We start from the raw sequence: 24,456 nt of genomic DNA, 5'->3' as shown, positions 1-24,456 counted from the left end.
TCCAATACAATCGGAGGTTTGATCCCCGTTCTATTTTCTATTTCTCTCAGAAAGTGAAAGAGTGTTTCTAGTCCTTCAATGGTATGCGTAACTTTGAAACTGCCTTGATAAGGCTTCTTCTTCTCCAAGAATGCTTGAACCTGACTTTCACCTTTAGCTACATCCAGACCAACCACTGGATTCATTTATTATCTCCTCCTAAAGAATATTGCCGGTACCCCTAAATCCTTCTTGTAGTATCATAGCTTCGCTTGTTATACGAGATCTACGTCCCAACCAGCCTAATCATGTTTCCACAAGTAGGGGGCGAACTGTTTAGTTGACGGGGTCCAAGCCCCACGGGCAGGAACGTTCTACCCCGGCTACCGTTATCATATATCGATATAAAAAATGGTCAACCAGAAATTTCTGGCTGACATTATAATACGAAGGGGCAGGATAGTTGAAGAGTGCTGTTTACCTTTGTTCAAAAATTGGGCCATTTAATGGAGTAAGTCTCTCAAACAAAACCTGATAAATTATGTGAGTTTGTAAAGAAATAAACTTAAACTATCGAGGCAGTTTAGTGGAGGAGAAAGGATTATTATTAGAATAACTCAGATAAAAACTAATACAATGTATAAACTTAATATGTTTACCCTACTTACATAGCATTGCAGAATTAGCGAGAGGAGTGAAATCAATGGGATTTCAAGAAATACTGGATTGGGCTTTTCAGAGGCATCTAAATCCGTTAAGCTGGTATATTCGCCCCATCTTTTTAATCGTATTAGTCTATTTTGCATATAAACGTAGTTGGAAAGGTGTTATCATAACTTTTGTGTTAATGATGAGCAGTATGGTTTGGTTTCCAGCACCAGAGACGATTAATCCGCAAATGCAGACAGTTTTGGAATACGAGCAAATGCTCTTAAGTAACCCTGTTTCAGCTATTTTTACGATTGCTTTAATGATGGTTTTTGTTGTTTTAATCTTAATGGCTTTTTGGAAGCATTCACTTAAATTTGGTTTGATCATATTGAATGTTACACTCATTGGCAAGGTTATCCTGTCATTACTATTCACAGGCGAGAATGGATGGGCGCCTCTAGGCAGTACTATTTTTGGGCTGATTTTGGTAAATGGTATTGGCTGGTTCATAATATATAGAAAACGAAAAAATAAATTAGTAGAATAAAGATGTGGGTTTATTCAATTAAAGGGGCGCGATTCTTTAATAAGAAGGCGTTTTTTTGTAAAGGGCAAGGATCAGGAACAACACATTTAAGAGATTGGATAATATAGTAGAAGAGATTGTGAAGGTTTCTACTTAAACTAACGGGTGCGTTAGTTCATTAAGGAAAACAAAAATGATCAATCTTTTTTATAAAAGAATAAGCCAATTAAATATTATAAGGCCATGTTTTGATTAATCTTGCGGGAAATCTGTTTAGCCTGTAATGGGCTGGGCTTTTTTACTTTTTACGGTATAGCGTTAACCATTCAGAATCTTTGTAGGACCTTGTTAATTATGGTTGCTTTACCAGTTTGATAATTGTTAGTTAAATAAGTGAAGGAATTGATAAAATGCCATTTAATCACCAGGTCCATATAAATTTTTCAGAGGATTGGAAAAGATACCTAAAGATGCAACTAGAGACATTAGGCTATAAAATTGATGGAAATTTGGATTTGCAAGAAATAAGCTACAATTACTTTAATTGGATAAGAAGAAATGTTTTACCTCAAATAAGAAGAGTTTATAAATCAGATGAATTTACGTGTCCTCAAAAGCATCTTAATGGATTAAAACTTCTCGAAGAAAAAATTATTAAAGGTGAGCATATATGGCCCCACCTCAGCCGAAAATTGAAGGATTTAGATTATAACGATGATTTACTTAACGATTGGGGAATTCACCACCTACACCTTGGGGAAAAGGTAGAATCAGATGGTTATATAAAAAGGACAGGTCTAGTTTTATTTGCACGATTTGATAAATCAAATGCTTATTTAATCGATGTAATGGACCATCATTCATTCACGAAACAAAAAATGATCAAAGTTATTCACCGAAATTGGCCTGATTCTATTGAAAATTTCAGATTAAAAGGAGTACATAAGCTAAATAGTAAACTCACAGACGACAATATTGCTTCTTTCAGAAAATCAGGTGTCCTATCATTAATTGAAGTAGAACCTGGAGTAGTTTATGCACCCCCTGGGCTGGGATTAACTACTGCAAAAACAAGTGTTCAAATAGGCACAGAGGTAGATTTCTATACTAAAAGAATACGACAATTTGAAAATCACGTTCGTTCAAATGTTGGTAAATTTGCTCAAGCTGCAAAAAAAAAGGGACACCATATGGGTCATGAGCTGCGTTTTCATCTACTTATTGATGAAAATAACGAAGTTTACGCAAATGAAATATTATCGCAAACCTCATTCTATCTAGGATCAATAAATGGTAAATAGAAAAAGCGTGTTTTGTTTTTTCAAAACACGCTTTTTCTATTTGCGCTTGTATCAATGTTTATAACGTTAATTTAATTAAACTTCATTTCAAAGCTACAGGTATAGCATTGTTGCTATCGTTCGTAAAAGTAGACTTTTGCGAACGGGTTGTTTTTTAATATAATCCCCTTATTATAACGTTCGCTAAAGTTGAAAAATAGTTTACGAACGTTCGTGATTTTACATACACTTTTACAAACGATTTTGATAGAATAAGAGAAAGAAAAGTGAAAAAGGAGTAAAAAATGGATGTTCGTAAATTCGGATACATAAGAGTTAGTAGCAAAGATCAAAATGAAAAGAGACAACTTCAGGCAATGAAAGAAAAGGAACTTGATGAACGAGATATCTTTATGGATAAACAGAGTGGGAAAAACTTTGACCGAGAACAATATCAACTATTAAAACGGATGATCCGAAAAGGGGATGTCCTATATATTCATTCACTCGATCGATTTGGACGAAACAAGGAAGAAATTCTAAAAGAATGGAATGACATCACGAAAAATATCCAAGCAGATATCGTTGTGATGGATATGCCTTTGTTGGATACAACTCAATTTAAGGATAGTTTAGGGACCTTCATCGCAGATCTTGTTTTACAAATCCTTTCATGGATGGCGGAAGAGGAACGGGATCGTATTAGAAAACGGCAACGTGAAGGAATTGATGTGGCTATGCTAAATGGTGTACCCTTCGGTCGGCCGAAAGCTCAAGTAACGGAAGAGTTTAAAGATGTCTATAATATATGGAAAGCAGGAGAGTTGACAGCCGTTAAAGCCATGGCGAAATTAGGCGTTAAAAAGACGACATTTTATAAGTTGGTTAAGGAATATGAAAAAGACTTTAAAAAGATAACCATATAATAGAAGGAACTCGTCAAAAAATTAGCCTTTACTTAGATTGAGTAGAGGCTAGTATTTAACAAACAGAAAACGGATGCAAGGGGCAACCGGTTTTCTGTTGCGCACTCCTACGTTAAGGAATCGACTTTCTTTACTTTTTTATATTCAACTAAACCGGCTAATGGGATGTCAATATATTCCTCGAAAATTTCCATTTCCCTTAAAATATTTTTAGCCATGCCAAATAATCCTCTATTACCCTTTTGGAAGGACTTTTCTATGTTTCACAAAACGTTAATTAGGCTAAATCTAGGAACCTTTCTTTTCTCTTTAATAAGCGTAAATCCAATGAAGGAGATTATTAATACAGGCAACGATTGCCACTTTGGCTGGCTTTCCTTCTGATTTTTTCTTATCATAGAAAGCTTTATAAGTTTATTGTTTCTTAAACACCTTATGCCGCATAATACGGCAAGATACAGGGAATGACGTAGTCTGCTCGATTTTTGATCATCTTATCTTCTTCATTTCATTTGCTAGGGAAACTATACGATCTTCCAAAAGGTGTCCCTGATAATGAAAAAGCAACTTAATATACATACAATGTGACTTTGATACATACCTTGTTCGAAATGGATTTCGAGATGCGGAATCTATTATTTTTTTGGCTTTTCCCATGCCCATTGATCCGATCGGCTGGAACAGAACTCTATAACACTCTCTGCTAGTTTACTTTCCTCGGCTGTTAATAGTGCCTCTGAAGTGGGGTATTCCTTTAACATCAATAATAATGAAACCTTTTTTGAAAATAAATCGCCAAAAACCTGCCCCCATTACCTCAACAAGAAAAAGGCTGCCATAGATCAAAAACCTTTTCAGAAAACCTTATATCATAGTCTTATCCTAAGCCTAGATATGAATATTAACATGCTTCTTAAATACAAAAAGTATTGAAGAGTATGAGGTTATCCAATCGATCCCTGGTATCGGCGAAAAAATCGCGGCAACGATTTTTTCAGAAATAGGGGAAATTCATTGGTGTAATCACCCTAAGAAACTAGTTGCATTTGCCAGAATCGATCCAAGTTCCTTTGAATCGGATTACCAAAAGAGGTTCTAGCAGACTACGACACGCCTTGTAAATGGCCGTTAAATGTGCCATTTGTGATTGTCGCCAAAAGAAAACGACCGATGAAATCATTCCAACAAGAGATTACGAGAGTTTTATGATAAGAAACGTGAAGAAGGAACTACAAGGTGAATCGAGTTTATACTTAGTCTCTATTCTGATGCAGCCTTTGAATATAGTCGGTAAAAAACATCTTAATAATAATATTTTATAGCAAATGAAAAGCAGTTATTTTGAACAAAAATTGTTCAGAATGACTGCTTCAATTTAGATAATTAAGAAGAAACTTTATAAGAAATTGGTGAATTATGCCTATTTATTTCGCGTGCCGAGTCTTCCCATATTAGATTCCTTCGTTATCACGTAACTCCACAATCGTTCCTTCTGGAGCTGTTAACTTACATAAGTGACCGTTTTCAACTTGATAAATAATTTCACCATTCTTGCAAATAAAGCTTATATTTTTTTCTTTTAACCGTTCTACTTCTTGTTCAAGATTTTCAACCCATAGACATAAGTGAACAATCCCTTCATTATTCGAATTATTTTTACCAAGCACTTTATTCTGCTTTCCAGTTTGAAGCTCAATATAAAAAAAACCAAGCTTTAGCCAAGTATTAAATTGTCTCTCATGAAAATTCGGTGACTCTTGTACGAGTTCAAACCCTAATGCTTCTGTATAGAACTTTACTGTTTCTATATATGTATTTGTTTGAATGCATATATGATGCACATATTTTTCTGGCATGAAATTTATTACTCCTTCTCTATGCTGTATTTTTGTTAAATATCTTCTGCTTTAATTCTACTGTAAAGTGACAATAAAGTTTATTAATTTTAAAACCTCAAACACGCATAACCCGTTCTGATTTTAGTCCGGGGTTAAAATAAAGTAAATTAATTTTTGATGTAAAATACTTACTTTACCTAAAAGTGTACTTTTGTGAACGCAAAGACTTCCAAAAAGTGCCGTCAATAATTTATTCAGAAGCTTTCTTTATTTGCAATTAGAAATGTTTATATCTATCAATAACCCTATGAACAGTTAAGAACGGATATATAAGATCAGAAACAGTAATTATTGAAATAAAATTAATTTCGTATATTCCCCGTGAAACTAGGCATATCCATAGCAAGTACTTTTAATAAAGTGCTTTTTTTATGAATATTTTCGGAAATACAGCAGATAGTACTAGGGTATATAAATTTAAAGGAGTGACTAACATGAAATACACATTTTTAACAAGCGCCTTGATTGCTCTATTCCTTACCGGCTGTGGGACAAGTGATAATAATGATAATGGAAAAAATGTAGGAATGAATACTCGAAGCGATAATAATAATTCCATTGACAATCCCTTGAATGTAAATAATAGAAACGGGGTCAACGATTACAATACAAGGCCATTAAACAATGGTGACAATGATAATAAAATGCGCGTGGCTGATGATGTAGCAAATCAGCTAGAGGACATGAATGATGTAAAGGGTGCCTCTGTCATTATTACAGATAATAACGCATATGTCGCCGTGGATCTAACAAATGACAAGAACCTGACAAATGACTTAGAAAAGAAAATTGTTGATCAAGTAAAAAAACAAGATGAAGGTACAGACCACGTTTATGTCTCTGCGAATCCGGACTTTGTTAAAAGTATGAATGATTATACCAACGATATTCAAAATGGAAAGCCGATTGGCGGACTATTTAATGAGTTTGGTGATATGGCACGAAGAATGTTCCCAGATGCCAAATAGAAGAACACCTTTTTTATATTAAATAGTTTTAGTATGTCGTTTATTGGCCCCTTCTCTTTTGAGAGGGGCTTAATCATATGGTATAGAAAACAATTTTGGGTAGGTTCTTCCCCTAAACCATGTATAGAATGGCACGGTTTATCCAATCAAGGTTATCGATGCTTTCTCATCGTCAAGACATCATTAGGATTTTTCCTACGCTAAGGAATAATCATCACCTTTTAAATTTTTTCTTTCCATTTTTTTAACTTCTCCTCAAATTGTTTCAAAAATAGATATTCATGAAGTAATTCAACTAAGGGATATTGTTAGAAAGCTAAGTCTCATTTTGGAAACGGATTAATTGTTGTGAAGGGTGGAAATGAAGAAAGATTAGTGGCATCATCTGAAGGACTGTTGTTGATCTGTCCTTGCATCTCAGTCTCCATTCCCATCATGTTTGAGGCAAGTGGCATAATATTTATATCTTGATGTTGTAAATCTGCTTTTTAATAAATCCTTGAATTAGTTACTAAAAGAATTGTCTTAAGCGCTTTAACCTGAGGATTTACTTTTATTTTAATACTCTATTTCATCGTAATCTTTAGGCTGAGGGACAGGCTGCTCGTTTTCGCTTTTAGAAATATCATTAATTATTTGCAGCTCCTCTTTTCTTTCTTCAGTATCCTTTTCATTTTGCTTTACTTGCTTTTTCATGGTGATTCACTCCTTTCAATGTTTCTAAAAATTAATATGCACTATTAAAGGTTCACAATGCAACTAAGAATAATTCAGCTCTGATTGCAAATTGATTGATTGAATAATTTTTTCTTTTTCATCCTTATAATCCTTGGTGTAAATCTCTCAGTCCGGACTTTAGGTGTTATGTTTTTTATTTCTCAATGGGTGGATGGCCATTGTCATCATCAGAAAATCGTATATTTCCAATACATTGTATCTGTTAGCGATCTTCTCCAATCAGGAAGGTTTAGATCAATAGCGGTGTTTACAACTGTGCAAGAACAGCTGTTAATCGAATTAATTTGGAAAATACGACGTCAAGGTAGTGTAATAATTTTTAAAAGTGTATTCTGAAATTCTAAATACCCGATTTTTAGAAGTTACTGTTTCGTATCATTCGTTGAATATAATTTTTTACATTCAATTGAAACAATATGAGTAGACCAGCTATTAATCCCAGGTCCTATCAAGATTGAAGACCATATAATGGGTAATTAGCTAGTAATTGCGCGTTTCTTGAACAACACCTTATTAAATAATTTACAAATAAATAAATTAATTAACTAATTAATTAATATGTGTCATTTACCCTAATGAACACATAACCTACAGTAACCCATATGTAAGTACCTCCTTAAAACAAATAGGGAGTGATTGAATGTCTGGTTTTGGAAGAGATGGCTGTTGTGATGGATTTGATGGTGGACGTGGATTTGGAGGTGGTTTCGCACTATTAATCGTATTATTTATCCTCTTAATCATTATTGGAGCTAGTTTTTGTGGTGGTTTTTGTTAAGGTGGTAGATACGACCCCGCATTTATGGTGCATTCTGCTGAAAAATCCAACCTATAGTTGGATCAGGCTGTCGAGAAACCCTCGACAGCCTTTATTTTTTCACTCTATATTATAGTGCAAACACCCACATGTTCATAAAAACACACCAGAGTGCTTTCCTCGTTTTTTCAATTTGTATCGGTATGATCCTATATTGAAACCTATGCTGTATAATCGCAAGTCGTTATCTCTATAAACAGAGGGTTTAGGCTCCTCTATTTGGCTTCCGGGAACATTCTTCATGTACCAACTCATAGACAAATGACTTAGAAAGAAAATTGTTGCAGAGTTAGGTCAAACTGCGTATTAAACTTACAATTAACTTGCAACCATATAACCAAAAAATTCATCCTCCATAAACCTCATTCTAATTTACCTTTTAGGCAATAATAAAAAAATTCAAGCAAACCTCTTTACAATATCAATTATTTGACTTACAATTCAACTATTCAATTGATTAGTTGAATAGATGGAGGCGATAAATTGGAACCTAGGGATTTTAAGGACCTTGTTTATGGTCAGTTTTCTCGAATAAGTAAAGCGCTCTCCAGTCCAAGACGCTTTGAGTTATTAGATTATTTATCTCAATGTCCAAAAACAGTGGAGAATTTATCAAAAGAGACAAAGATGTCTGTAGCAAATACCTCAAAACATCTTCAAGCACTGCTAGAGGCTAAGTTAGTTAAATATAGCAAAGATAAAAACTATGTGTACTATTCACTATCTGACGATAAGATCGTTGAAGTCTTGTATTCGATTAAGAATTTAGCCGAAATGCAGTTTACTGATATAACACACTGGAAGAAAGTGTATATAGGAAGAGGTGAGACAATTAGAACCGTCCGTCTTACAGAGGTTTTAGACGAGATAAACGATGGCGAAGCTGTTCTAATCGATGTTAGGCCTGAAAATGAATATGAAAATGAACATATTTCAGGAGCTATATCTATGCCTATCCAAAACTTAGAAGGGCATCTATCATCTCTCCCTAAAGATAAAAAAATAATAGCATATTGCCGTGGCCCATATTGTTTATTTGCTACACAAGCTGTTGAAACCTTAAACTCCCTTGGATATGAAGCTTATCGTATGGAAGAAGGAGTTAATGAGTGGAAAAAAGCTGAATATATTCATTAACTTTAAGTAGGAATTTGAACATGTTATTTCGTCAATATTTACACACAAATTCAGTAGCAGCATCGTATTTCTTTGGGTGTGGAAGTTTATCACAAGGAGTAGTAGTAGGTCCACTTGATGACCTAGTTGATTTTTATGTAGAAGAATCTCAAAAGTTAGGCATGAATATTGTTTATGTAATTGATACACATCTACATGCTGACCATATTTCAGGTGCAAGAAAATTAGCTGAAAAAACAGGTGCAAAATATGTCCTTCATTCTTCAGCAGAAACCAGTTATGACTTTTCTCCAGTTGAAGATGGAGAAGAGTTATTAGCTGGTAATACACTGCTTAAATTCATGCATACTCCGGGCCACACTCAGAGCACATTTCTATCGTGGTTTCCGATAAACGCAGAGCCGATGAGCCTTGGTTTGTCTTAACAGGTCACACGTTAATGGTTGGAGATGCGGGAAGAACTGAATTAGCTTCTTCATTAGAAGATGGTGCAAAGAATTTATATCAAGGTTTACAAAAGGTTACTCAATTAGATGACCATATTGAAGTTTATCCGGGAGCATTTTCTGGTTCAGTTTGTGGACGTGGTTTAAGTGGTAAACCAACTTCTACCATTGGGTTTGAGAAACGTTACAATCAGGCTATGCAATTCGATAACGAGAAAGAATTCGTTGAGTTTATGACAACTAACGTGCCGCCACAACCAGAAGGTTTTAAAGAAATGAGAAGTACTAATCAAGGAAAATAGTAAAGTGGAGAACCTCCTTTTGTGTCTCCCTTTTTGGAGGTGAATGGTTTGAGTAAAGTACAAATTGGAATTAAAGAGAATTTATTGAATTTCCTACTATTAGTTGTTACAAATTTCTTTGTAGGTTCAATGGTTGGTTTGGAAAGAACCATTCTACCCATTATTGGTGAAGATGACTTTGGTTTAGCATCTGCAAGCGCGGCATTATCTTTTATTATTAGTTTTGGATTTTCAAAAGCGATTGTTAATTACTTTGCAGGGGCTATTGCAGACCGATTAGGAAGAAAGAAAGTCCTTCTTATTGGTTGGAGTATCGGTTTATTAGTTCCCCTATTGGTTATTTTTGCTAGTTCATGGTGGATGATTGTAGTAGCAAATATTTTCTTAGGTATAAATCAAGGGTTAGCTTGGTCAATGACTGTAAACATGAAAATTGATATATCTAAACCCACTCAAAGAGGATTTGCTGTAGGGCTAAATGAATTTGCGGGGTATATAGGGGTAGCAGTGATGGCTGCTGTCTCTGGATTTGTTGCATCAAATTTTTCTAATCGCCCAGAGCCCTTTTATATAGGTATTGTTATTGTGATTATCGGTTTTATTTTATCATTAATTGTAAAAGATACTGAGGAACATTTAAAACTTCAATCAATGTCATCTAATAATAGTCCGTTTTTATCTGCAAAAGAAGTTTTCATAAATACTACGTTTAAGGATGAAAGTTTATCAAGTATTACTTTTGCAGGATTGAGCACCAACCTTAAAGATGGAATGGTTTGGGGACTATTTCCTTTGTTCTTTATGGGTGTGGGCTTAACTGTATTTGAAATAGGGGTGTTAGTGGCCATTTACCCAGCGTCATGGGGATTTTTTCAACTGTTCACTGGAGCGTTGAGCGATAAAATCGGGCGAAAGTGGTTGATTGTTGGTGGGATGTGGCTTCAAGCCCTTTCATTATGGATGATTCTATTTGTAGGTCAATATAGTCTGTGGTTAGTAGCAGCTATTCTTTTAGGTCTAGGAACTGCAATGGTATATCCAACCTTACAAGCTTCAATTAGTGATGTAGCCCAACCAGAATGGAGAGCTTCCTCAATGGGGGTTTATCGCTTTTGGAGAGATAGTGGATATGCATTTGGAGCATTAATTGCTGGACTATTAACTGATATACTAAACTTAAATTGGGCAATTGGTTTAGTAGCTCTGTTACCATTAAGTGCAGGGATAATAGCAGTAATTCGATTAAATGAAACTTTACCCTCTGTCAACAGAAAAACATAAAAGTAATTATCAAAAACTGAGCTTATAAAATTGAGCTCGGTTTTATTTGTATAAGAGAGAGCATTAACCCTTTATAAAAAATCGACGCTAAGGATTAAACCATTGCTAATTAAGGATTTCCCCTAAAACGATCATTATTGGAAATATCCTTTTTACAGGCTTTAAATTTTATCGTACAGTTTATGTGATACTCCCTCCATTAGTCTGTATTTCCATGATTTATGTAAAATAAATTATCGGTTGATAAATGAATATCCAGTTAAATTCTTCTAATACTACTATCTATAGATGATAATAAGATATAAGAGAGGTAGTACATAAATGGGAAATGTTTTCTTCATTACAATACTAAAAGGTATTGGAATTTACGTTTTAGCATTATTCTTAACACGAAAAATAGGCACAAAACTTATTTCACAAATGAATTTTTTTGATTTTATTATGGGGGTTTCAATTGGTTCATTAGTCGCAAATGCCATTATTGATAAGCAATTTGCAACACTATCAGCTACTACTGCCTTAATATTATTTACCATTTTGACTGTATTCACTGGATATTTAAGCTTGAAAAACTTCACATTAAGGAAGCTAATTAATTCTGAACCGGTTACTTTAGTTGAAAATGGAATCATTGTGGATGAAAATATGAAGAAAATGAAATTGACCATAAATGAATTAAAGATGAAATTAAGAGAAAAAGATGCTTTCAATTTGGCGGACGTAGAATTCGCTTTAATGGAAACGGATGGTAATTTATCTGTATTACCCAAATCAGATAAAAAACCACTTACTCCTTATCATATGAACATTCAAACAACAAGTTCAGGTCTTGAAAAGGATATAATCATTGATGGAACGATAATGGAGGAAAACTTAAAAAGTGCTGGATTAGATAAAGAATGGCTAACTTCTGAACTTAATAAACAAAATATCAAAGATTGTTCAGAGGTTTTTTATGCTGGGTTAGATAATACTAAAAAACTGTATATATCTAAAATAAACAGTACCAATAAAGAAACTCAGGGCAAATCATTACCTTCAAAATAAAAAAATGCTATTCTTTCTGTAATATGATGAAAAGGATAGTGTTTTTTATGTGTAGCGAGATTTCAAATGGACTTACTCTCAGGAATTACAACGATTTTTGTCCCCACAAGTTCTTCAGCAATTGGCGAAAAAAGTGGGTTTTGTTCATAAGAAGAAACTCCACTAATGTTATTCAAATACTTCTGTTACCTGATGGTATGCTACTTATAACATAGTGGAGCAAGATCATCCGCTATTTGTAGAAGCGACTCTGTTCTATGCTAGGATTAATAACATTTCGAACAGCCAAACAGCCCAGCAAGAGGGATTTTCTTAGAGACCTTGATTTTCCTAAGGCCGTTTGTATCTAAGTTAATGTATTTCCTTGATGTGAGATAATCGAATGGAGAAAATATTTTGATTTTTATCCGTTAAGGACAAGGTTTGTTCATTAAGGTTAAGTTTATACATATGGCCCTTACATGTTTCTAAAAACCCATCTTTAAAATAAGTGATTGTCATTATGCCATTTTTTTTCAATGATTTTAATATCATCTGATCATCTCCTTTCTGCTGGTTTTATAAAAGTAACTTTTATGCTAGCAATCAATTATTTATGATGATTAGTAAGAAAACTAGTGTAACAATTGGTTGTATAACATAAAGTATACACCAATAACTGCAAGCGCTTTCAGTGATATTTGAACGTTGTGTGAAATATCAGTTTCTGTAGGATACATTCTATTATAGATTGACTTTCAAAGTAGCAAAATATAATAGAAGATACTTATCAAAATGAAGCCAACGAGACAAAGGTTTATTTCTATGTATAGAGTATTTCACCTACTAATTGAATAATCATTTCTAAAGCTGACTCAACGATATCACGTAGATTCTTGGTTTGTAATTTTTTGATACATTCTTAGAAAAGGACGAATAAAAATGGGGATATCAGATATTGATGTTAGCTCTAACAATTGATTCGTATTATTACTTAGGTATTTTTATGACTCCTGGTTAATAAAATTTGAAAGATGGTTTTTTTAAAGGGGGATTTAGCTATGACTGAGAATTCACAAGAATTTAATATGAGAATAGCATCTGGAATGTTTGTTGCGCGTTCATTAGATGAAATTCGTTTTTGGTCTAGAATTATGAAAGAACACTCATTATTTCTTAGGCTAGGATTTAGATGTGAAGATACACAGTTAATTGAAGAAGCTAATCAGTTTTATCGATTGTTTGAAAGGATTGAACAGCAATCACATTCATTTACAAATCAAACCGATCCAGAACAAATTAAAAGATTTAATTCGGAAGTCCAACAGGCTGCGACAGGTATATACGCATTTAAGCGAAAAGTGTTAGGACTGATTCTAACCTGTCAATTACCAGGAGCAAACAATTTTCCCCTTTTAGTGGATCATACAAGTAGAGAAGCAAATTATTTTAGAAAACGATTAATTGAATTAAACGAAGGGAAATTGAAACCACTTCCTGATGCTATCATTAAAGAAAATGTTTTCTTTTTAAGAATAATGGCCGACCACGCTAAATTTATTGGGCACTTACTTGACCCATCGGAAAGAAAGCTTGTAGACATGGCGCGAAACTTTAGCAATGATTTTGATCAATTGGTCTATCAGGCTACAGATTTAGAGTCTATGAAACCACAATCACAGACCGTTCCTCTTTTGGATCAGTTTCTTGATCAGAATCGTGTGTCTGTAGTATCACTTCGAGATTTTAAGAAAACTGCCCGGGATCTAATTGAAGAATGTAAAATTAAGAGTATTATCCATCCTCTTTTGGCGGATCATGTTTTCCGAGAAGCCGAACGATTCCTTGCAATTATTGATATGTTTGAAGCACATTTGATGGAAGAATAATAGAAACTTAGATAAGGTACGAAGGCATGGAAAATTCATTAAGAACTAGCGTTTTATTCTGTTTTATATTGATCCAGGAGATTATGTAGGAAAATTCTTCATAGGAATGAAGGAATCAACCAATTTGAACGATAACAAACGATCTTTTAAGCAGAATATAAAGTTGAAGTTTGGATTAAAGAGCCCTCATTGATGAAGTTGCAGTAAGGTTAAGGGGGAGGAATTTCCCCTTTTTTGATTTGTATGGATTTACAATGATAAGGAGTTTATCTTCAAACTTCCTTAGGTGTTAAAAAATATATTCACTAAAGTTAAAAATATGGTTAGGAAATAATGACCATTACAGTGTTTGCTTAAGGAAACTTTTTTTGACAGATGTTATTTCTATGGACTAATAACAAAAGATTGCTATAGACCCACCCATTTAATGCTTGGTAATATAGTCAAGTGTTATATTTGGAGGGGTAGCCATGGAACAACAGAAGTATAATGAGTTAAAAATGGGTGAACGAGGAGTTATCCTCAGTATCTGCACTTATATATTTTTATCTGCTGCAAAGTTATTTATTGGTTATTCAGCAGACTCAGAAGCCTTAAAAGCAGATGGGTTAAACAATTTGACTGATATCATTGCTTCGATCGCAGTTCTAATAGGTCTGAAAATAGCACAAAAGCCAGCTGATGAGAACCATCCATATGGTCATTGGAAATCCGAGACTGTGGCATCGATGGTTGCTTCTTTTATTATGGTGGCTGTTGGCATTCAAGTTTTATATATAGCTATTTCTTCGGTATTCGAGGGAAGAAAAGAATCTCCTGATTTAATCGCAGCATGGACAGGCATATTCTGTGCAATAGTTATATATTTCGTTTATCGATATAATAGGAATTTGGCGAAGAAAATTAATAGTCAATCAGTAATGGCTGCGGCAAAGGACAATCTTTCAGATGCCTGGGTAAGTATAGGTACGGTAGTCGGAATTATTGGTTCTCAATTTAATCTTGCGTGGCTTGACCCTGTAGCAGCTGTTATCGTAGGTCTAATGATATGTAAAACTGGTTGGGATATTTTCCGAGAAGCTTCACTTAATTTGACAGATGGTTTCGATGAAGAACTGATAGAAACTTATAAAAAAACCATTCTTAATACCTTTGGTGTAAAAGGAGTTAAGGATATCAGAGCAAGGAATTACGGTAATAATACTGTTGTAGATGCTGTTATTCTCGTTAATTCTACTTTGGAAATTAAAGATGCACATGACATTTCTACGAAGGTTGAAAATGTATTAAAAACCGAATACGATGTCTATGAGGTTCATATTCATGTAGAACCGAACTAAAAAGCTGATTATTAAGAAGCACACCACTTGTTTGGTAATTTACTGTGTGTAGTCGGCCATCTTTTGACACCCCTTTTTAAGACTCATATAATGTTGCCTTGTTAGAAACAAACTCTATTACGCTTGAAGTGAGCGACTTGAGCAGCCTGAACTGGTAGATACCCCACAAACAGGAGAAGAAATACATATTGCAGCTTCAAAAGTTTTATTTAATGATAATCGTGAAAAAGACTCTGGAGATGATATAGTCACCAGAGTTTTTTTGATTATGTAATTTTTTATTTAAGTGTCCTTTTGAATTTTACTTAATCTTTACCTTTACAATTTTCCCTCCGGCTTTTTTACCTGCCTGTTCCAATAATTTTGCAAATTTTTTCTTTACCTCTGTATCCTTTTTAATCTTTTTCATTTTTATATCCCTCGCAATTTAATATTCTTGCTAAATAGTATGACCAAGGAAAAGAGAATTCATACTTTATCCGGTTCTAATGATTGCCTTTCCCCACTATATTGTTAGTAAAGTGGAAAACTGACAAAGTGACCTTAAGGTATTTTCCCATTTTTATAGAATATGAGGAGAGAGGAGGGAGGGGATGTCATCTTTGAACCCTTTTTTCAATGAATTGAAGAAAATGAATCCCAAAGAAAAAGTTATTCAAAAAAAATCTTTGGAAAATCCATCACGCCAAATAACGTCGTTGAGAAAAGTGAGAAAGGACAAGCAGCATGATATTAAATTCCCTGTAGATTACGTTATGAAGGTCAAGCTCCGGACTCTTTGCCAAGCATTAAGCCCCAAATATTATCAAAAGACCGGAAAGCCTTTGACACAAACGGCCTGTAATACTTTGTTGCTGCGGTTTGGACTAGCAAGGTGGAGGGATGTGGATTATGTTATGGATTACAAAGACACGAAGGAGTATATGCATACCTACCTATTGGAAACCGAATATGGTCAAAAAGGGGGCTTACATGAAGTCGCCATTTTGAAGGATCTTTCTGATCGTAGAGTCGTTTATTTCATGATCCATCATGCTGTTTCCTGGCTGGAAAGAGGGGGTTCCGTTGAAGAAATCCTATAGTCAATTCAGTCTTTTATCGAACAAGCTGCTTTATGGAACTAAGGAAAAAAAGGGTTTTTTTGATTACTTATTGCCTAAATATCGGTATCTACAGATTGAAGTACCCTATTATGAATATTTGAGAGGTGAGGTATTCGTAGAAGACATTAAGGACTTGTTTGAAGAGGCGCCTCAGAATTTGACACTGTATCACCTGATTGCCCTCTTGTATTTTGATTTTCTAGAACAAGTGAAAAAAGGAGCTAAATACGACCAACTCTGTTCCTTTTTGACTTCTTCCAAGAAAAAATTCATGCAACGGCCGATGATTGAAAAAAGGGTGTTGAAACAGGTGACGACCAATCTTTTCTCGTTTGAGCAAAGGGAAGAAGAGATGGAGGTAACATCGGAAGAAAAACAAGCGGAGATTACACTTCGGATCAAGGAGTCAGAGATTTACCGGGGAGAGGTCTTTCTTCATGACATTTCACCGTACTTGATGGATGAAGAACTCACTGTCGAGGATTTACTGGTGATTTTGTTTATGGACTTTCTACAAAGAATTAAAGAACAGGGAAACTCCAGTCAAACCATGAAGGCCATTCTATTGAACTATGAGGATTATTTTTGATGAGAAAGCAGAGGACAATCATGAAGAAAGGATAGTGTTTAACCACTATCCTTTTTTTTTGGAACTTATACACATTGAATGAAAGAATAAATGGGTCATTAAATCATTTATGCAGGTTGCTTTATTGTTCAAGCTATTTTACCGTACTTATTGGAGTAATGTTTTTCCTAGTTTGAATCTTTTCAAAAAAGGGAAAAGTCTATCACTTACATTATCTAGATTATCAAATCTCATAAACCATTTAAAAATCGAATTAGAAATAAGACTAAGGTTTGACTTGTTTGTATTTAAAATAATAAAATTAGTAATCTTTATGTATAGAAGATTGATTACATGGGAATCATGAGAATAAGCAAATAGAAAAGAGGGGGGAAGACAAGGATTTAATTAATAATAATAATCTCCAAGTTACTTAGTATAATAGAAAAAAGGTTAAGGAGTTGGTTTCGTATGGAGAAGCAATTGCCTGGAACACCACTAGAACCTGAAGTGATGGCTGAAATGGTTTTAAATAAGGCCCTCAGCGATTACAGGAAAGCCCAAATTGAAAAAAAAATCGATGAATCATTGAAAATGCGTAATAAGGAAGAGTTTATTCGTTTAACAGAAGAATTAAAGAGTATTTCTTAAACTTTTGCCACAAAGTAAAAACGCAGAAACTTGTTTATAAAAAATAAGGCTCACAATGTAAGGAAATCAGCCTTGTATTGGTTTGATTATTAAAATTTTGGAGAATAGTAGGAATATTGAAATATCGTTTAAGGAAAAAGGTAAGAAAAAATAAAAGAAGCACTATCGCACTTCAAAAGCTGATGAGGTTAAATATTATGGATATTTCCTTATCTTCAATTTTGATGGACAAGAAACTTTATTATGAGAAACATTCTAAGTAAATAGGAATCTATAGTATTATAACATTTTACATTGTAAGCGCTTTCTTGTATAGTTATGATAATTAATGGCGTGGAACCATATTGGGGTAAGTAGACCGAGATAAGGCCTATCTTCATGATGTTCATTTAGTTTCACTAATTTTGTAAATATTTTTTGTAAGGAAATTAAGACATCAATTGAGGGCTGTCTCAAAAATAATAATTAATTGAAATCGTGCAAGAAGAGTGAAAAGCAATTTGATTACAGGGATAAGAGAATGAGAGTTTATGCATCAAGATGAAATGGAAGTTGCAAAGGGGGGAAAAGAAATGAAAAAAAATGGTGTTTCGTTAGCCGAATTTGTTCAGGAAGATCGATTTGAACTCAACTCCTACCTTACTTCTTTATTTAACACACTTAATGACTATGTCCCCAAAAGTCTTAAAGATAAAAGAAACCAATAACAATTAAGCAACAGGAAATAGTGGCTCAGGAAAAGCTTTTAAACTTCCTGAGTCACTTTCTTTATTATTAATTCTTGGTTAAGGATGCGAGAACCTCTTTAGATTTCATCCTCGGGTTTTATGTTATTCTTAGCGGGAATTAGTACAGTATTATGTTACTTAACATTCGCTTATTTTATTATTTGCAGCACATATATACCCTAAGGGAATTTTAAAAAATGATCAGCCGCTGAATTCAGAAAGATATTCAAAAATAATAAAAAAATAAAGGAATGAAGAGAAAACAATAAATCTACCTTCACTAAAGTATAGGCTTCCCTGATGGGGCGCCTTATTTCGTTAACACTGTTTTTCTCAGATTAGGCTTGGCTCTTGTTATCTTCTATTTCTCCTAGATTTACTATCTAAATGTTGGCTTTTTTTGCCTACTGTCGTTATGAAAATGAGGTGATTAAATATCCAACTATTCGTAAAATCCTGATTTTACGAATAGTGGATATAAGAAAGATGTTTGGTATAATATTCTTATAATCATTAGGGAGCGTGCCGTATGAAAACAGAAATGTTTCAAACAATTCAAGATTTCCTAATAAGCAAAATTAATCCTACTTTCATTATTGTTTTTGGTTCTTATGCTAAAAACTCTACACATAAAGAAAGTGATATTGATGTGGCATTCTATTGTGAGAATCAGTCACTTACTACATATGAAATATTCAGACTTGCTCAAGATTTAGCGGATAACTTAAAAATTGAAGTTGATTTGGTTAACCTTCGTACAGCGTCAACTGTTTTCAAAGCACAAATTTATACATCCGGTATGGTTATTTATTCGAATGATGATACAATGCTTAAAAATGATCAAATGACTGCCCTTAGCATGTACGCAAAATTGAATGAGGAACGTGAAAATATCTTGAAAAAAATAGGTGAAAGCGGGTCTATTTATGAAAAATGATGTGATTTTAAACAAAATCAGTGTTATTGAACGTTGTATCAACCGCGTTAAGGATGTTTATTCGAACGACCCAGAAAACTTAAAAGACTATACGAAACAGGATTCAATTATCCTCAATATACAACGTGCATGTGAATCCTCTATCGACTTGGCCATGCATATAGTAGCTGAACAGCGTCTTGGATTGCCTCAGACCAGTAGGGATGCTTTTGATATGCTGCAAACTCACTCGATTATCGACGAAAACATAGCCAAACGCCTTAAAGCTATGGTTGGATTTCGAAACATTGCAGTACATGATTATCAAACCATTAATTTAGACATCTTGGAAAAGATTGTCGATAACCACCTTGGTGATTTCACGGATTATACAAAACAGATTCTATCTTTTAATTAGGGGGGCGATGAGATAAAATTCGAGTCTATCATATTAATACAAATCACGATGTAAAAACGGTACGTGAAGTTTTTGAACCTAAAGAGTTGGGTGAAGTAGATATAGCGGATCAAAACAAATACATGTTTTACGTAAGGGTGGAAAAAAAGATGTCGTGGCAGTCTCTCCTCCTCCATGCAGGAGGTGAAAGATTACCTACCTGTACGAACAGAGCGCTATAAAGGGTCAAACGATGATACAGCGTATGTATTCTTGACTAAGGTGAATGATGGAGCAACCCCTATTTCCAACCGTGCCATCGAAGCTCTTGTAAAGAAATACACGAAGGCCTTTAAGTCCAATAAATCCATGTCCCCACACAAACTAAGACATACGTATGGCACGAACTTAATGGAGCAATCAGGAGATATCCATTTGCTGATGACTCAGCTTGGTCACACTTCAACCACTACAGCAGCCCTTTATACAAACCCTGAACAGGAAAAGGCCAAAAAGGCTGAAGAAGAGTTGGGAGAGCGCAGAACTAATTATAGGGACAAGGATTATATGATGGAAAAAAGAGAAGATTTTCTAGTCTTCTCTTTTTTAGTATGGAGTGTAAATTTCGAGTTAGACATGTATCCATAAGCGATTAAAATACTCAAACCATATAAATCTGACTGACACACTGTCAAATTAAAGTAGCCTGCTTCATTTCTGGTCTATTTCCTCACAGCTTAATTCATTTAGTTCAGCTATTGTAAATCTAAAGACTAATCTAGGGTTCTGATTATAGTTTAGTAATTTTAAAAAAAAGCAATTTCTTAATAATGTTTATCAAATAAACATGATCAATCCCAACCCCTTTGTGATTGAGGTACCTAATCTACTTATGAATTTGCCAACGTGATGAATAATAAAACTTTCCTTTCTTGAGCGATTTTGTTTTTGTCCATCCTTTTGGATGTAATTATCTAACCATAAATAATCCATCAGTCTTAAAAAGAGAGCATGGATTCCAAGAGTATCATAATCCAAAGTAACTATTTGTGGACTTTTTTCGGCATGTGCCCTCACATGCTCGTCCACATATGAATACATTAACCAAGAAACAAAAAAGTAGAATCCCGCCTCGTCAGGCCGTTATTTTAAATTTTATAAGATGGGCCTGAATCAAGGATATCTGAATAATAGAGGATTGGTTGCTCATTGAAGCTAAAATGAATAATTATTCATTTTTTGGAGTGATTCAATGATTCCTCTTTTATCCCTCCCGATAATTTGGCATTTAAAAACTGATGTATATCGTTTCTTTTTCATAACCATATTTTAGTCACCTCATTTCGTGTTTAGTTTTATGGATTATAAAAAAGGAGTGATTATATTGTTTTTTTGTAAAAAGGATTGTTTGTGTGAATTAATGGAAAAATATGAAGGGCAAAACGTTACTATACGAACAAAATCTGGCGACATTGTTGAGGGGGAGCTAAGCATGGTCAAGTGTTGCGCCGTCCAAATTTTGGAGCAAGAATTGATTTCGCCATTTCTGGAAAGACATTTAACCACAGTACGTTGTAAAGATATAGAATCCTTTTCAGGAACCCTACCCTGATAATAGGTTTGTTCTTTGGGGAAAAATATATTTCTAAAAAAGGTTTTATATTTTCCCCTTTTCAAGATAGAGGAGTATTTTATTCTATGAAAATCTTACTGATTTCATCAGGCTATAGGGGTATATACCCTTATTTTGAACAAGCAATAGAAGAGGCATTTATGTTTTTAAATCATACAATTATTAAAATAAACCCAGTTTATACACAAGAAACAATTGAAAAAATTAAAGATTTTACTCCAGATTTAATCATAACACTTGTTGGTTATAGGGTAGATAAACAATTAATAGAGTTCTTTAAAAAAAGTGGTTCGATTTTAAGTATTTGGTTAACAGAAGATCCCTTTTATATTGATACCTCAATTGAAGTAGTTAAGGATTATGATTATATATTTACAATAGATTTAGGGGCTTTTGAGTTTTATAAGAAGAAGTTTCCCGAAAGAAACTTTTTCCACCTTCCTTTAGGTGCAGATCCTAATTTGTATCAACCTTCTCTTACTCCTATCAAGTTTTTATATGACTTATGTCTCGTTGGCTATCCATACCCGGAGAGGATTGAATTAGTCAATCATATTCTAAATCATACACAATATAGTTTGATCCTTGTTGGATCTCGGTGGAGAAAATATATAACAAGTAATAACTTTGAAAGATTGACTATTATCAATAAATGGGTTGTTCCTGAAGTTGTAAGAAACATATATATTAGTTCAAAAATTATATTAAACCCTCATCGTACTTACGACTTTGATAAAAATATAAATACACTTGGTATTGAAAGTAAAAGTTTAAATAATAGAACCTTTGATATCGCAGCCTGTGGCGGCTTTCAACTAATTCCTAATAAACCTGATTTAGGTATGCATTTTAACGTTTCTAATGAAATTGTCTCCTATGCAAATAATGATAATTGTATAGAATTAATTAATCATTTTGTGAATAACGAGAACTCAAGAAATCAATATAGTAAAAATGCAAAAGAAAGGGTTTTGAATGGTCATACCTTTTTTCATAGAATTCAATTTATCCTAGATAAAATATTATGATACTTTCAATAATCCAAAAATGGGGGGGGATGGAATGTTTTATTTGAAAGATAAAACTATCTTGGTAACTGGTGGTACGGGTTCGTTTGGGAAAAAATTTGTCAGTAAGGTTTTGGAGATGGATGTTAAGAAAGTCATTATATTCAGTCGGGATGAACTAAAGCAATATGAAATGGCTCAGGAATATACGGATCCTAGAATTCGCTTTTTTATAGGGGATGTACGAGATAAAGAGAGATTATTTCGTGCATTTGAAGGCGTCGATGTTGTAATTCATGCTGCAGCCTTAAAACATGTGGGCATCTGTGAATATAATCCGTTTGAAGCCATTAAGACAAATATCCATGGTGCCCAAAATATTATTGAGGCTGCTATTGACAGAGGGGTAGAAAAAGTCATAGCTTTAAGCACTGATAAAGCTGCAAGCCCGGTCAACCTATATGGAGCAACAAAATTGGCATCAGATAAATTATTTGTTGCAGCAAATTCGTATGCTGGGAACAAGAAGACGCGTTTTAGTGTTGTTCGTTATGGTAATGTCGTTGGCAGTCGTGGTAGTGTAGTTCCATTTTTTAAAAAAATTAGGGTTACTGGTAAAATACCGATTACAGACGAGCGTATGACTCGCTTCTGGATTACACTAACTCAAGGTGTACAGTTTGTTATTGATAACCTCAATAGAATGAAGGGCGGAGAAATTTTCGTTCCGAAAATTCCAAGTATGAAAGTAACGGATTTAGCAAAAGCGATTGCTCCGGAATGTGAAGTTGAGTTTAAGGGAATACGCCCAGGTGAAAAATTACATGAAGCGATGATAACGGAAGATGATGCTCGTCGGACATTAGACTACGGCACATACTATGTAATTCAACCGGAATTTCCGTGGTGGAATGCTAAATCTTACAAAGGTGGGAAACTATTACCTGATGGCTTTAGCTATGTAAGTAATACGAATGACCAATGGCTATCTGTCGAAGAGCTAAGAAACCTAGTAAGAGATTAAAAGTCTTAGTTATAAAAAGCGGAAGGGGGAGGCTAAATTGAAAAATAGGCCAATAAGAGATACTTATCTTCCTTACGGCCGACAATGGATCGATGATGAAGATATCGATTCAGTTGTTAATGTTTTAAAAGGAGATTATCTTACTACTGGTCCTTTCGTTTCAAACTTTGAACGGGAAATAGCAAATTATGTAGGAGCAAAGTATGCTGTAACGTTCTCCAATGGAACGGCAGCATTGCATGGCGCATGCTTTGCAGCCGGTATAGGTGAAGGGGACGAAGTAATTACAACCCCCATAACGTTTGCAGCTAGTGCAAACTGTGTTTTATTTCAAGGTGGACAGCCAATCTTTGCTGATATTGATGAAAAAACATACAATATCGATCCAAAAGAAATAGAGAAGAAGATTACCCAAAAAACAAAAGCGATTATCCCTGTCCATTTTACGGGACAGCCAGCTCCATTAGACGAAATAAATGAGATTGCAAGAAAACATAACTTAATTATTATTGAAGACGCAGCACATGCGCTAGGTTCAACGTATAAACAGAAAAGGATAGGTTCTATTAGCGATATGACCATGTTTAGCTTTCACCCCGTTAAACATATTACGTCCGGTGAAGGTGGCATCATTACAACCAATAATAAAGAGTATTATGACAAGCTATTACAATTCCGATCACATGGAATCACTCGTGATTCTAGCAAAATGTTAGAAAATCAGGGTCCTTGGTATTATGAGATGCATTTTTTAGGTTATAACTATCGAATGACAGATATTCAAGCAGCCCTTGCATCAAGTCAGTTAAAGAAATTAGATAAATTTTTGGATTTACGAAAAAAATATGTCTCGATGTATAATGAGGCGTTTAAAAAAATTAGTTCAACTACAATTCCATATCAAAATGAGGATAGTTGTTCAAGCTGGCATTTGTATGTGATTCGGCTTCATTTGGAGCAATTAACAGGAAATAGAAAGGATATATTCAACGCCTTAGTTCAAGAAAATATCGGGGTGAATGTGCATTATATTCCGGTTTATTTTTCACCTTATTATCAAGGGCTAGGTTATCAACAAGGACTTTGTCCAAATGCTGAAAAGCTGTACGGAGAGGTCCTTACATTACCCCTTTTTCCAGCAATGACAGAAAATGATGTACTCGATGTTATTAATGCTGTGTATAAGGTTATTACCCGTTACTCTAGATGATTAGAAGGTGATTCT

The 24,456-nt window shown here is 34.2% G+C and carries 25 protein-coding genes and 3 pseudogenes; 23 read left to right on the top strand and 5 right to left on the bottom strand.

Annotated elements, in window-relative coordinates:
* Positions 1-185: pseudogene (locus tag ACQKMR_RS17430) on the bottom strand (IS110 family transposase); the annotation flags it as partial.
* Between the two features lie 497 nt (positions 186-682).
* Between ACQKMR_RS17430 and ACQKMR_RS17425 the strand changes: the two are divergent.
* The 3 genes from ACQKMR_RS17425 (at position 683) to ACQKMR_RS17415 (ending at position 3,362) form a co-directional block, all read left to right on the top strand.
* Complete coding sequence (locus ACQKMR_RS17425; protein WP_427698421.1) at positions 683-1,177, top strand: hypothetical protein; 495 nt, start codon at positions 683-685, stop codon at positions 1,175-1,177.
* A gap of 389 nt (positions 1,178-1,566) precedes the next feature.
* Positions 1,567-2,457: a hypothetical protein gene (locus ACQKMR_RS17420; protein ID WP_427698420.1), complete on the top strand. Its 891-nt coding sequence runs from the start codon at positions 1,567-1,569 to the stop codon at positions 2,455-2,457.
* Positions 2,458-2,741: 284 nt separating this feature from the next.
* On the top strand, positions 2,742-3,362 hold the full coding sequence (locus tag ACQKMR_RS17415) for a recombinase family protein (RefSeq protein WP_427698419.1): 621 nt from the start codon (positions 2,742-2,744) through the stop codon (positions 3,360-3,362).
* Between the two features lie 277 nt (positions 3,363-3,639).
* Here ACQKMR_RS17415 and ACQKMR_RS17410 read toward each other — a convergent pair.
* A pseudogene (locus ACQKMR_RS17410) lies at positions 3,640-3,844 on the bottom strand (IS110 family transposase); the annotation flags it as partial.
* A 295-nt stretch (positions 3,845-4,139) separates the two neighbouring features.
* On the opposite strand from ACQKMR_RS17410, the pseudogene ACQKMR_RS17405 reads away from it, so the two are divergent.
* Positions 4,140-4,590: pseudogene (locus ACQKMR_RS17405) on the top strand (transposase); the annotation flags it as partial.
* 223 nt (positions 4,591-4,813) lie between these two features.
* On the opposite strand, the gene ACQKMR_RS17400 reads toward ACQKMR_RS17405, so the two are convergent.
* The gene (locus ACQKMR_RS17400; RefSeq protein ID WP_427698418.1) at positions 4,814-5,218 is read right to left on the bottom strand and encodes a VOC family protein; all 405 of its coding nucleotides are present in this window, start codon (positions 5,216-5,218) and stop codon (positions 4,814-4,816) included.
* A gap of 476 nt (positions 5,219-5,694) precedes the next feature.
* Here ACQKMR_RS17400 and ACQKMR_RS17395 point away from each other — a divergent pair, with 476 nt between their 5' ends.
* Entirely contained in the window at positions 5,695-6,228 is a 534-nt protein-coding gene (locus ACQKMR_RS17395; protein ID WP_427698417.1) for a YhcN/YlaJ family sporulation lipoprotein, read from the top strand.
* Between the two features lie 558 nt (positions 6,229-6,786).
* Here the strand turns inward: ACQKMR_RS17395 and ACQKMR_RS17390 are convergent.
* Positions 6,787-6,924, bottom strand: a complete 138-nt coding sequence (locus ACQKMR_RS17390) for a hypothetical protein (protein ID WP_427698416.1) — start codon at positions 6,922-6,924, stop codon at positions 6,787-6,789.
* A gap of 682 nt (positions 6,925-7,606) precedes the next feature.
* Here ACQKMR_RS17390 and ACQKMR_RS17385 point away from each other — a divergent pair.
* The 6 genes from ACQKMR_RS17385 (at position 7,607) to ACQKMR_RS17360 (ending at position 11,996) form a co-directional block, all read left to right on the top strand.
* Positions 7,607-7,744: a YjcZ family sporulation protein gene (locus ACQKMR_RS17385; protein WP_427698415.1), complete on the top strand. Its 138-nt coding sequence runs from the start codon at positions 7,607-7,609 to the stop codon at positions 7,742-7,744.
* Positions 7,745-8,266: 522 nt separating this feature from the next.
* On the top strand, positions 8,267-8,920 hold the full coding sequence (locus ACQKMR_RS17380) for an ArsR/SmtB family transcription factor (protein WP_427698414.1): 654 nt from the start codon (positions 8,267-8,269) through the stop codon (positions 8,918-8,920).
* A 20-nt stretch (positions 8,921-8,940) separates the two neighbouring features.
* A complete protein-coding gene (locus ACQKMR_RS17375; protein ID WP_427698413.1) occupies positions 8,941-9,345 on the top strand; it encodes an MBL fold metallo-hydrolase in 405 nt (134 codons plus the stop codon).
* Between the two features lie 14 nt (positions 9,346-9,359).
* Positions 9,360-9,668 (top strand): hypothetical protein, encoded by a 309-nt coding sequence (locus tag ACQKMR_RS17370; protein ID WP_427698412.1) that lies wholly within the window; start codon positions 9,360-9,362, stop codon positions 9,666-9,668.
* A 48-nt stretch (positions 9,669-9,716) separates the two neighbouring features.
* Positions 9,717-10,949: an MFS transporter gene (locus ACQKMR_RS17365; protein ID WP_427698411.1), complete on the top strand. Its 1,233-nt coding sequence runs from the start codon at positions 9,717-9,719 to the stop codon at positions 10,947-10,949.
* A 321-nt stretch (positions 10,950-11,270) separates the two neighbouring features.
* Positions 11,271-11,996, top strand: a complete 726-nt coding sequence (locus ACQKMR_RS17360; RefSeq protein WP_427698410.1) for a YetF domain-containing protein — start codon at positions 11,271-11,273, stop codon at positions 11,994-11,996.
* Positions 11,997-12,347: 351 nt separating this feature from the next.
* On the opposite strand, the gene ACQKMR_RS17355 is transcribed toward ACQKMR_RS17360, so the two are convergent.
* Positions 12,348-12,530: a YolD-like family protein gene (locus ACQKMR_RS17355; protein WP_427698409.1), complete on the bottom strand. Its 183-nt coding sequence runs from the start codon at positions 12,528-12,530 to the stop codon at positions 12,348-12,350.
* A gap of 506 nt (positions 12,531-13,036) precedes the next feature.
* Here ACQKMR_RS17355 and ACQKMR_RS17350 point away from each other — a divergent pair.
* The 12 genes from ACQKMR_RS17350 to pseC all read left to right on the top strand — a co-directional run bounded on the left by ACQKMR_RS17350 (position 13,037) and on the right by pseC (position 24,441).
* Entirely contained in the window at positions 13,037-13,864 is an 828-nt protein-coding gene (locus ACQKMR_RS17350) for a DUF2935 domain-containing protein (protein ID WP_427698408.1), read from the top strand.
* A gap of 470 nt (positions 13,865-14,334) precedes the next feature.
* Positions 14,335-15,204: a cation diffusion facilitator family transporter gene (locus ACQKMR_RS17345; RefSeq protein ID WP_427698407.1), complete on the top strand. Its 870-nt coding sequence runs from the start codon at positions 14,335-14,337 to the stop codon at positions 15,202-15,204.
* Positions 15,205-15,797: 593 nt separating this feature from the next.
* Complete coding sequence (locus tag ACQKMR_RS17340; protein WP_427698406.1) at positions 15,798-16,286, top strand: hypothetical protein; 489 nt, start codon at positions 15,798-15,800, stop codon at positions 16,284-16,286.
* Positions 16,270-16,896, top strand: a complete 627-nt coding sequence (locus tag ACQKMR_RS17335) for a hypothetical protein (RefSeq protein WP_427698405.1) — start codon at positions 16,270-16,272, stop codon at positions 16,894-16,896. The genes ACQKMR_RS17340 and ACQKMR_RS17335 overlap by 17 nt, the downstream gene beginning before the upstream one ends.
* Before the next feature lie 450 nt (positions 16,897-17,346).
* The gene (locus ACQKMR_RS17330) at positions 17,347-17,526 is read left to right on the top strand and encodes an IDEAL domain-containing protein (RefSeq protein WP_427698404.1); all 180 of its coding nucleotides are present in this window, start codon (positions 17,347-17,349) and stop codon (positions 17,524-17,526) included.
* Between the two features lie 572 nt (positions 17,527-18,098).
* Positions 18,099-18,233 carry a hypothetical protein gene (locus ACQKMR_RS17325; RefSeq protein WP_427698403.1) on the top strand — a complete coding sequence of 45 codons (135 nt, stop codon included), beginning with the start codon at positions 18,099-18,101 and terminating at the stop codon, positions 18,231-18,233.
* Positions 18,234-18,783: 550 nt separating this feature from the next.
* Positions 18,784-19,191, top strand: a complete 408-nt coding sequence (gene mntA / locus ACQKMR_RS17320) for a type VII toxin-antitoxin system MntA family adenylyltransferase antitoxin (RefSeq protein ID WP_427698402.1) — start codon at positions 18,784-18,786, stop codon at positions 19,189-19,191.
* On the top strand, positions 19,181-19,588 hold the full coding sequence (hepT, locus tag ACQKMR_RS17315) for a type VII toxin-antitoxin system HepT family RNase toxin (protein WP_427698401.1): 408 nt from the start codon (positions 19,181-19,183) through the stop codon (positions 19,586-19,588). The genes mntA and hepT overlap by 11 nt, the downstream gene beginning before the upstream one ends.
* 174 nt (positions 19,589-19,762) lie before the next feature.
* Positions 19,763-20,215, top strand: coding sequence for a tyrosine-type recombinase/integrase (locus ACQKMR_RS17310; protein WP_427698400.1), 453 nt, complete (start codon positions 19,763-19,765; stop codon positions 20,213-20,215).
* A gap of 1,050 nt (positions 20,216-21,265) precedes the next feature.
* Complete coding sequence (locus ACQKMR_RS17305) at positions 21,266-22,228, top strand: CgeB family protein (protein ID WP_427698399.1); 963 nt, start codon at positions 21,266-21,268, stop codon at positions 22,226-22,228.
* Positions 22,229-22,262: 34 nt separating this feature from the next.
* On the top strand, positions 22,263-23,231 hold the full coding sequence (gene pseB / locus ACQKMR_RS17300) for a UDP-N-acetylglucosamine 4,6-dehydratase (inverting) (protein ID WP_427698398.1): 969 nt from the start codon (positions 22,263-22,265) through the stop codon (positions 23,229-23,231).
* A 37-nt stretch (positions 23,232-23,268) separates the two neighbouring features.
* Positions 23,269-24,441 carry a UDP-4-amino-4,6-dideoxy-N-acetyl-beta-L-altrosamine transaminase gene (pseC, locus tag ACQKMR_RS17295; RefSeq protein WP_427698397.1) on the top strand — a complete coding sequence of 391 codons (1,173 nt, stop codon included), beginning with the start codon at positions 23,269-23,271 and terminating at the stop codon, positions 24,439-24,441.
* The last annotated feature ends 15 nt before the right edge of the window (positions 24,442-24,456 follow it).

Origin of the sequence: Peribacillus sp. NPDC096540, assembly GCF_050278525.1 — a bacterium.
Lineage (GTDB): Bacteria > Bacillota > Bacilli > Bacillales > DSM-1321 > Peribacillus.
The sequence above is the reverse complement of the archived record's forward strand: the minus strand, read 5'-3'. Positions and strand labels throughout refer to the sequence as shown.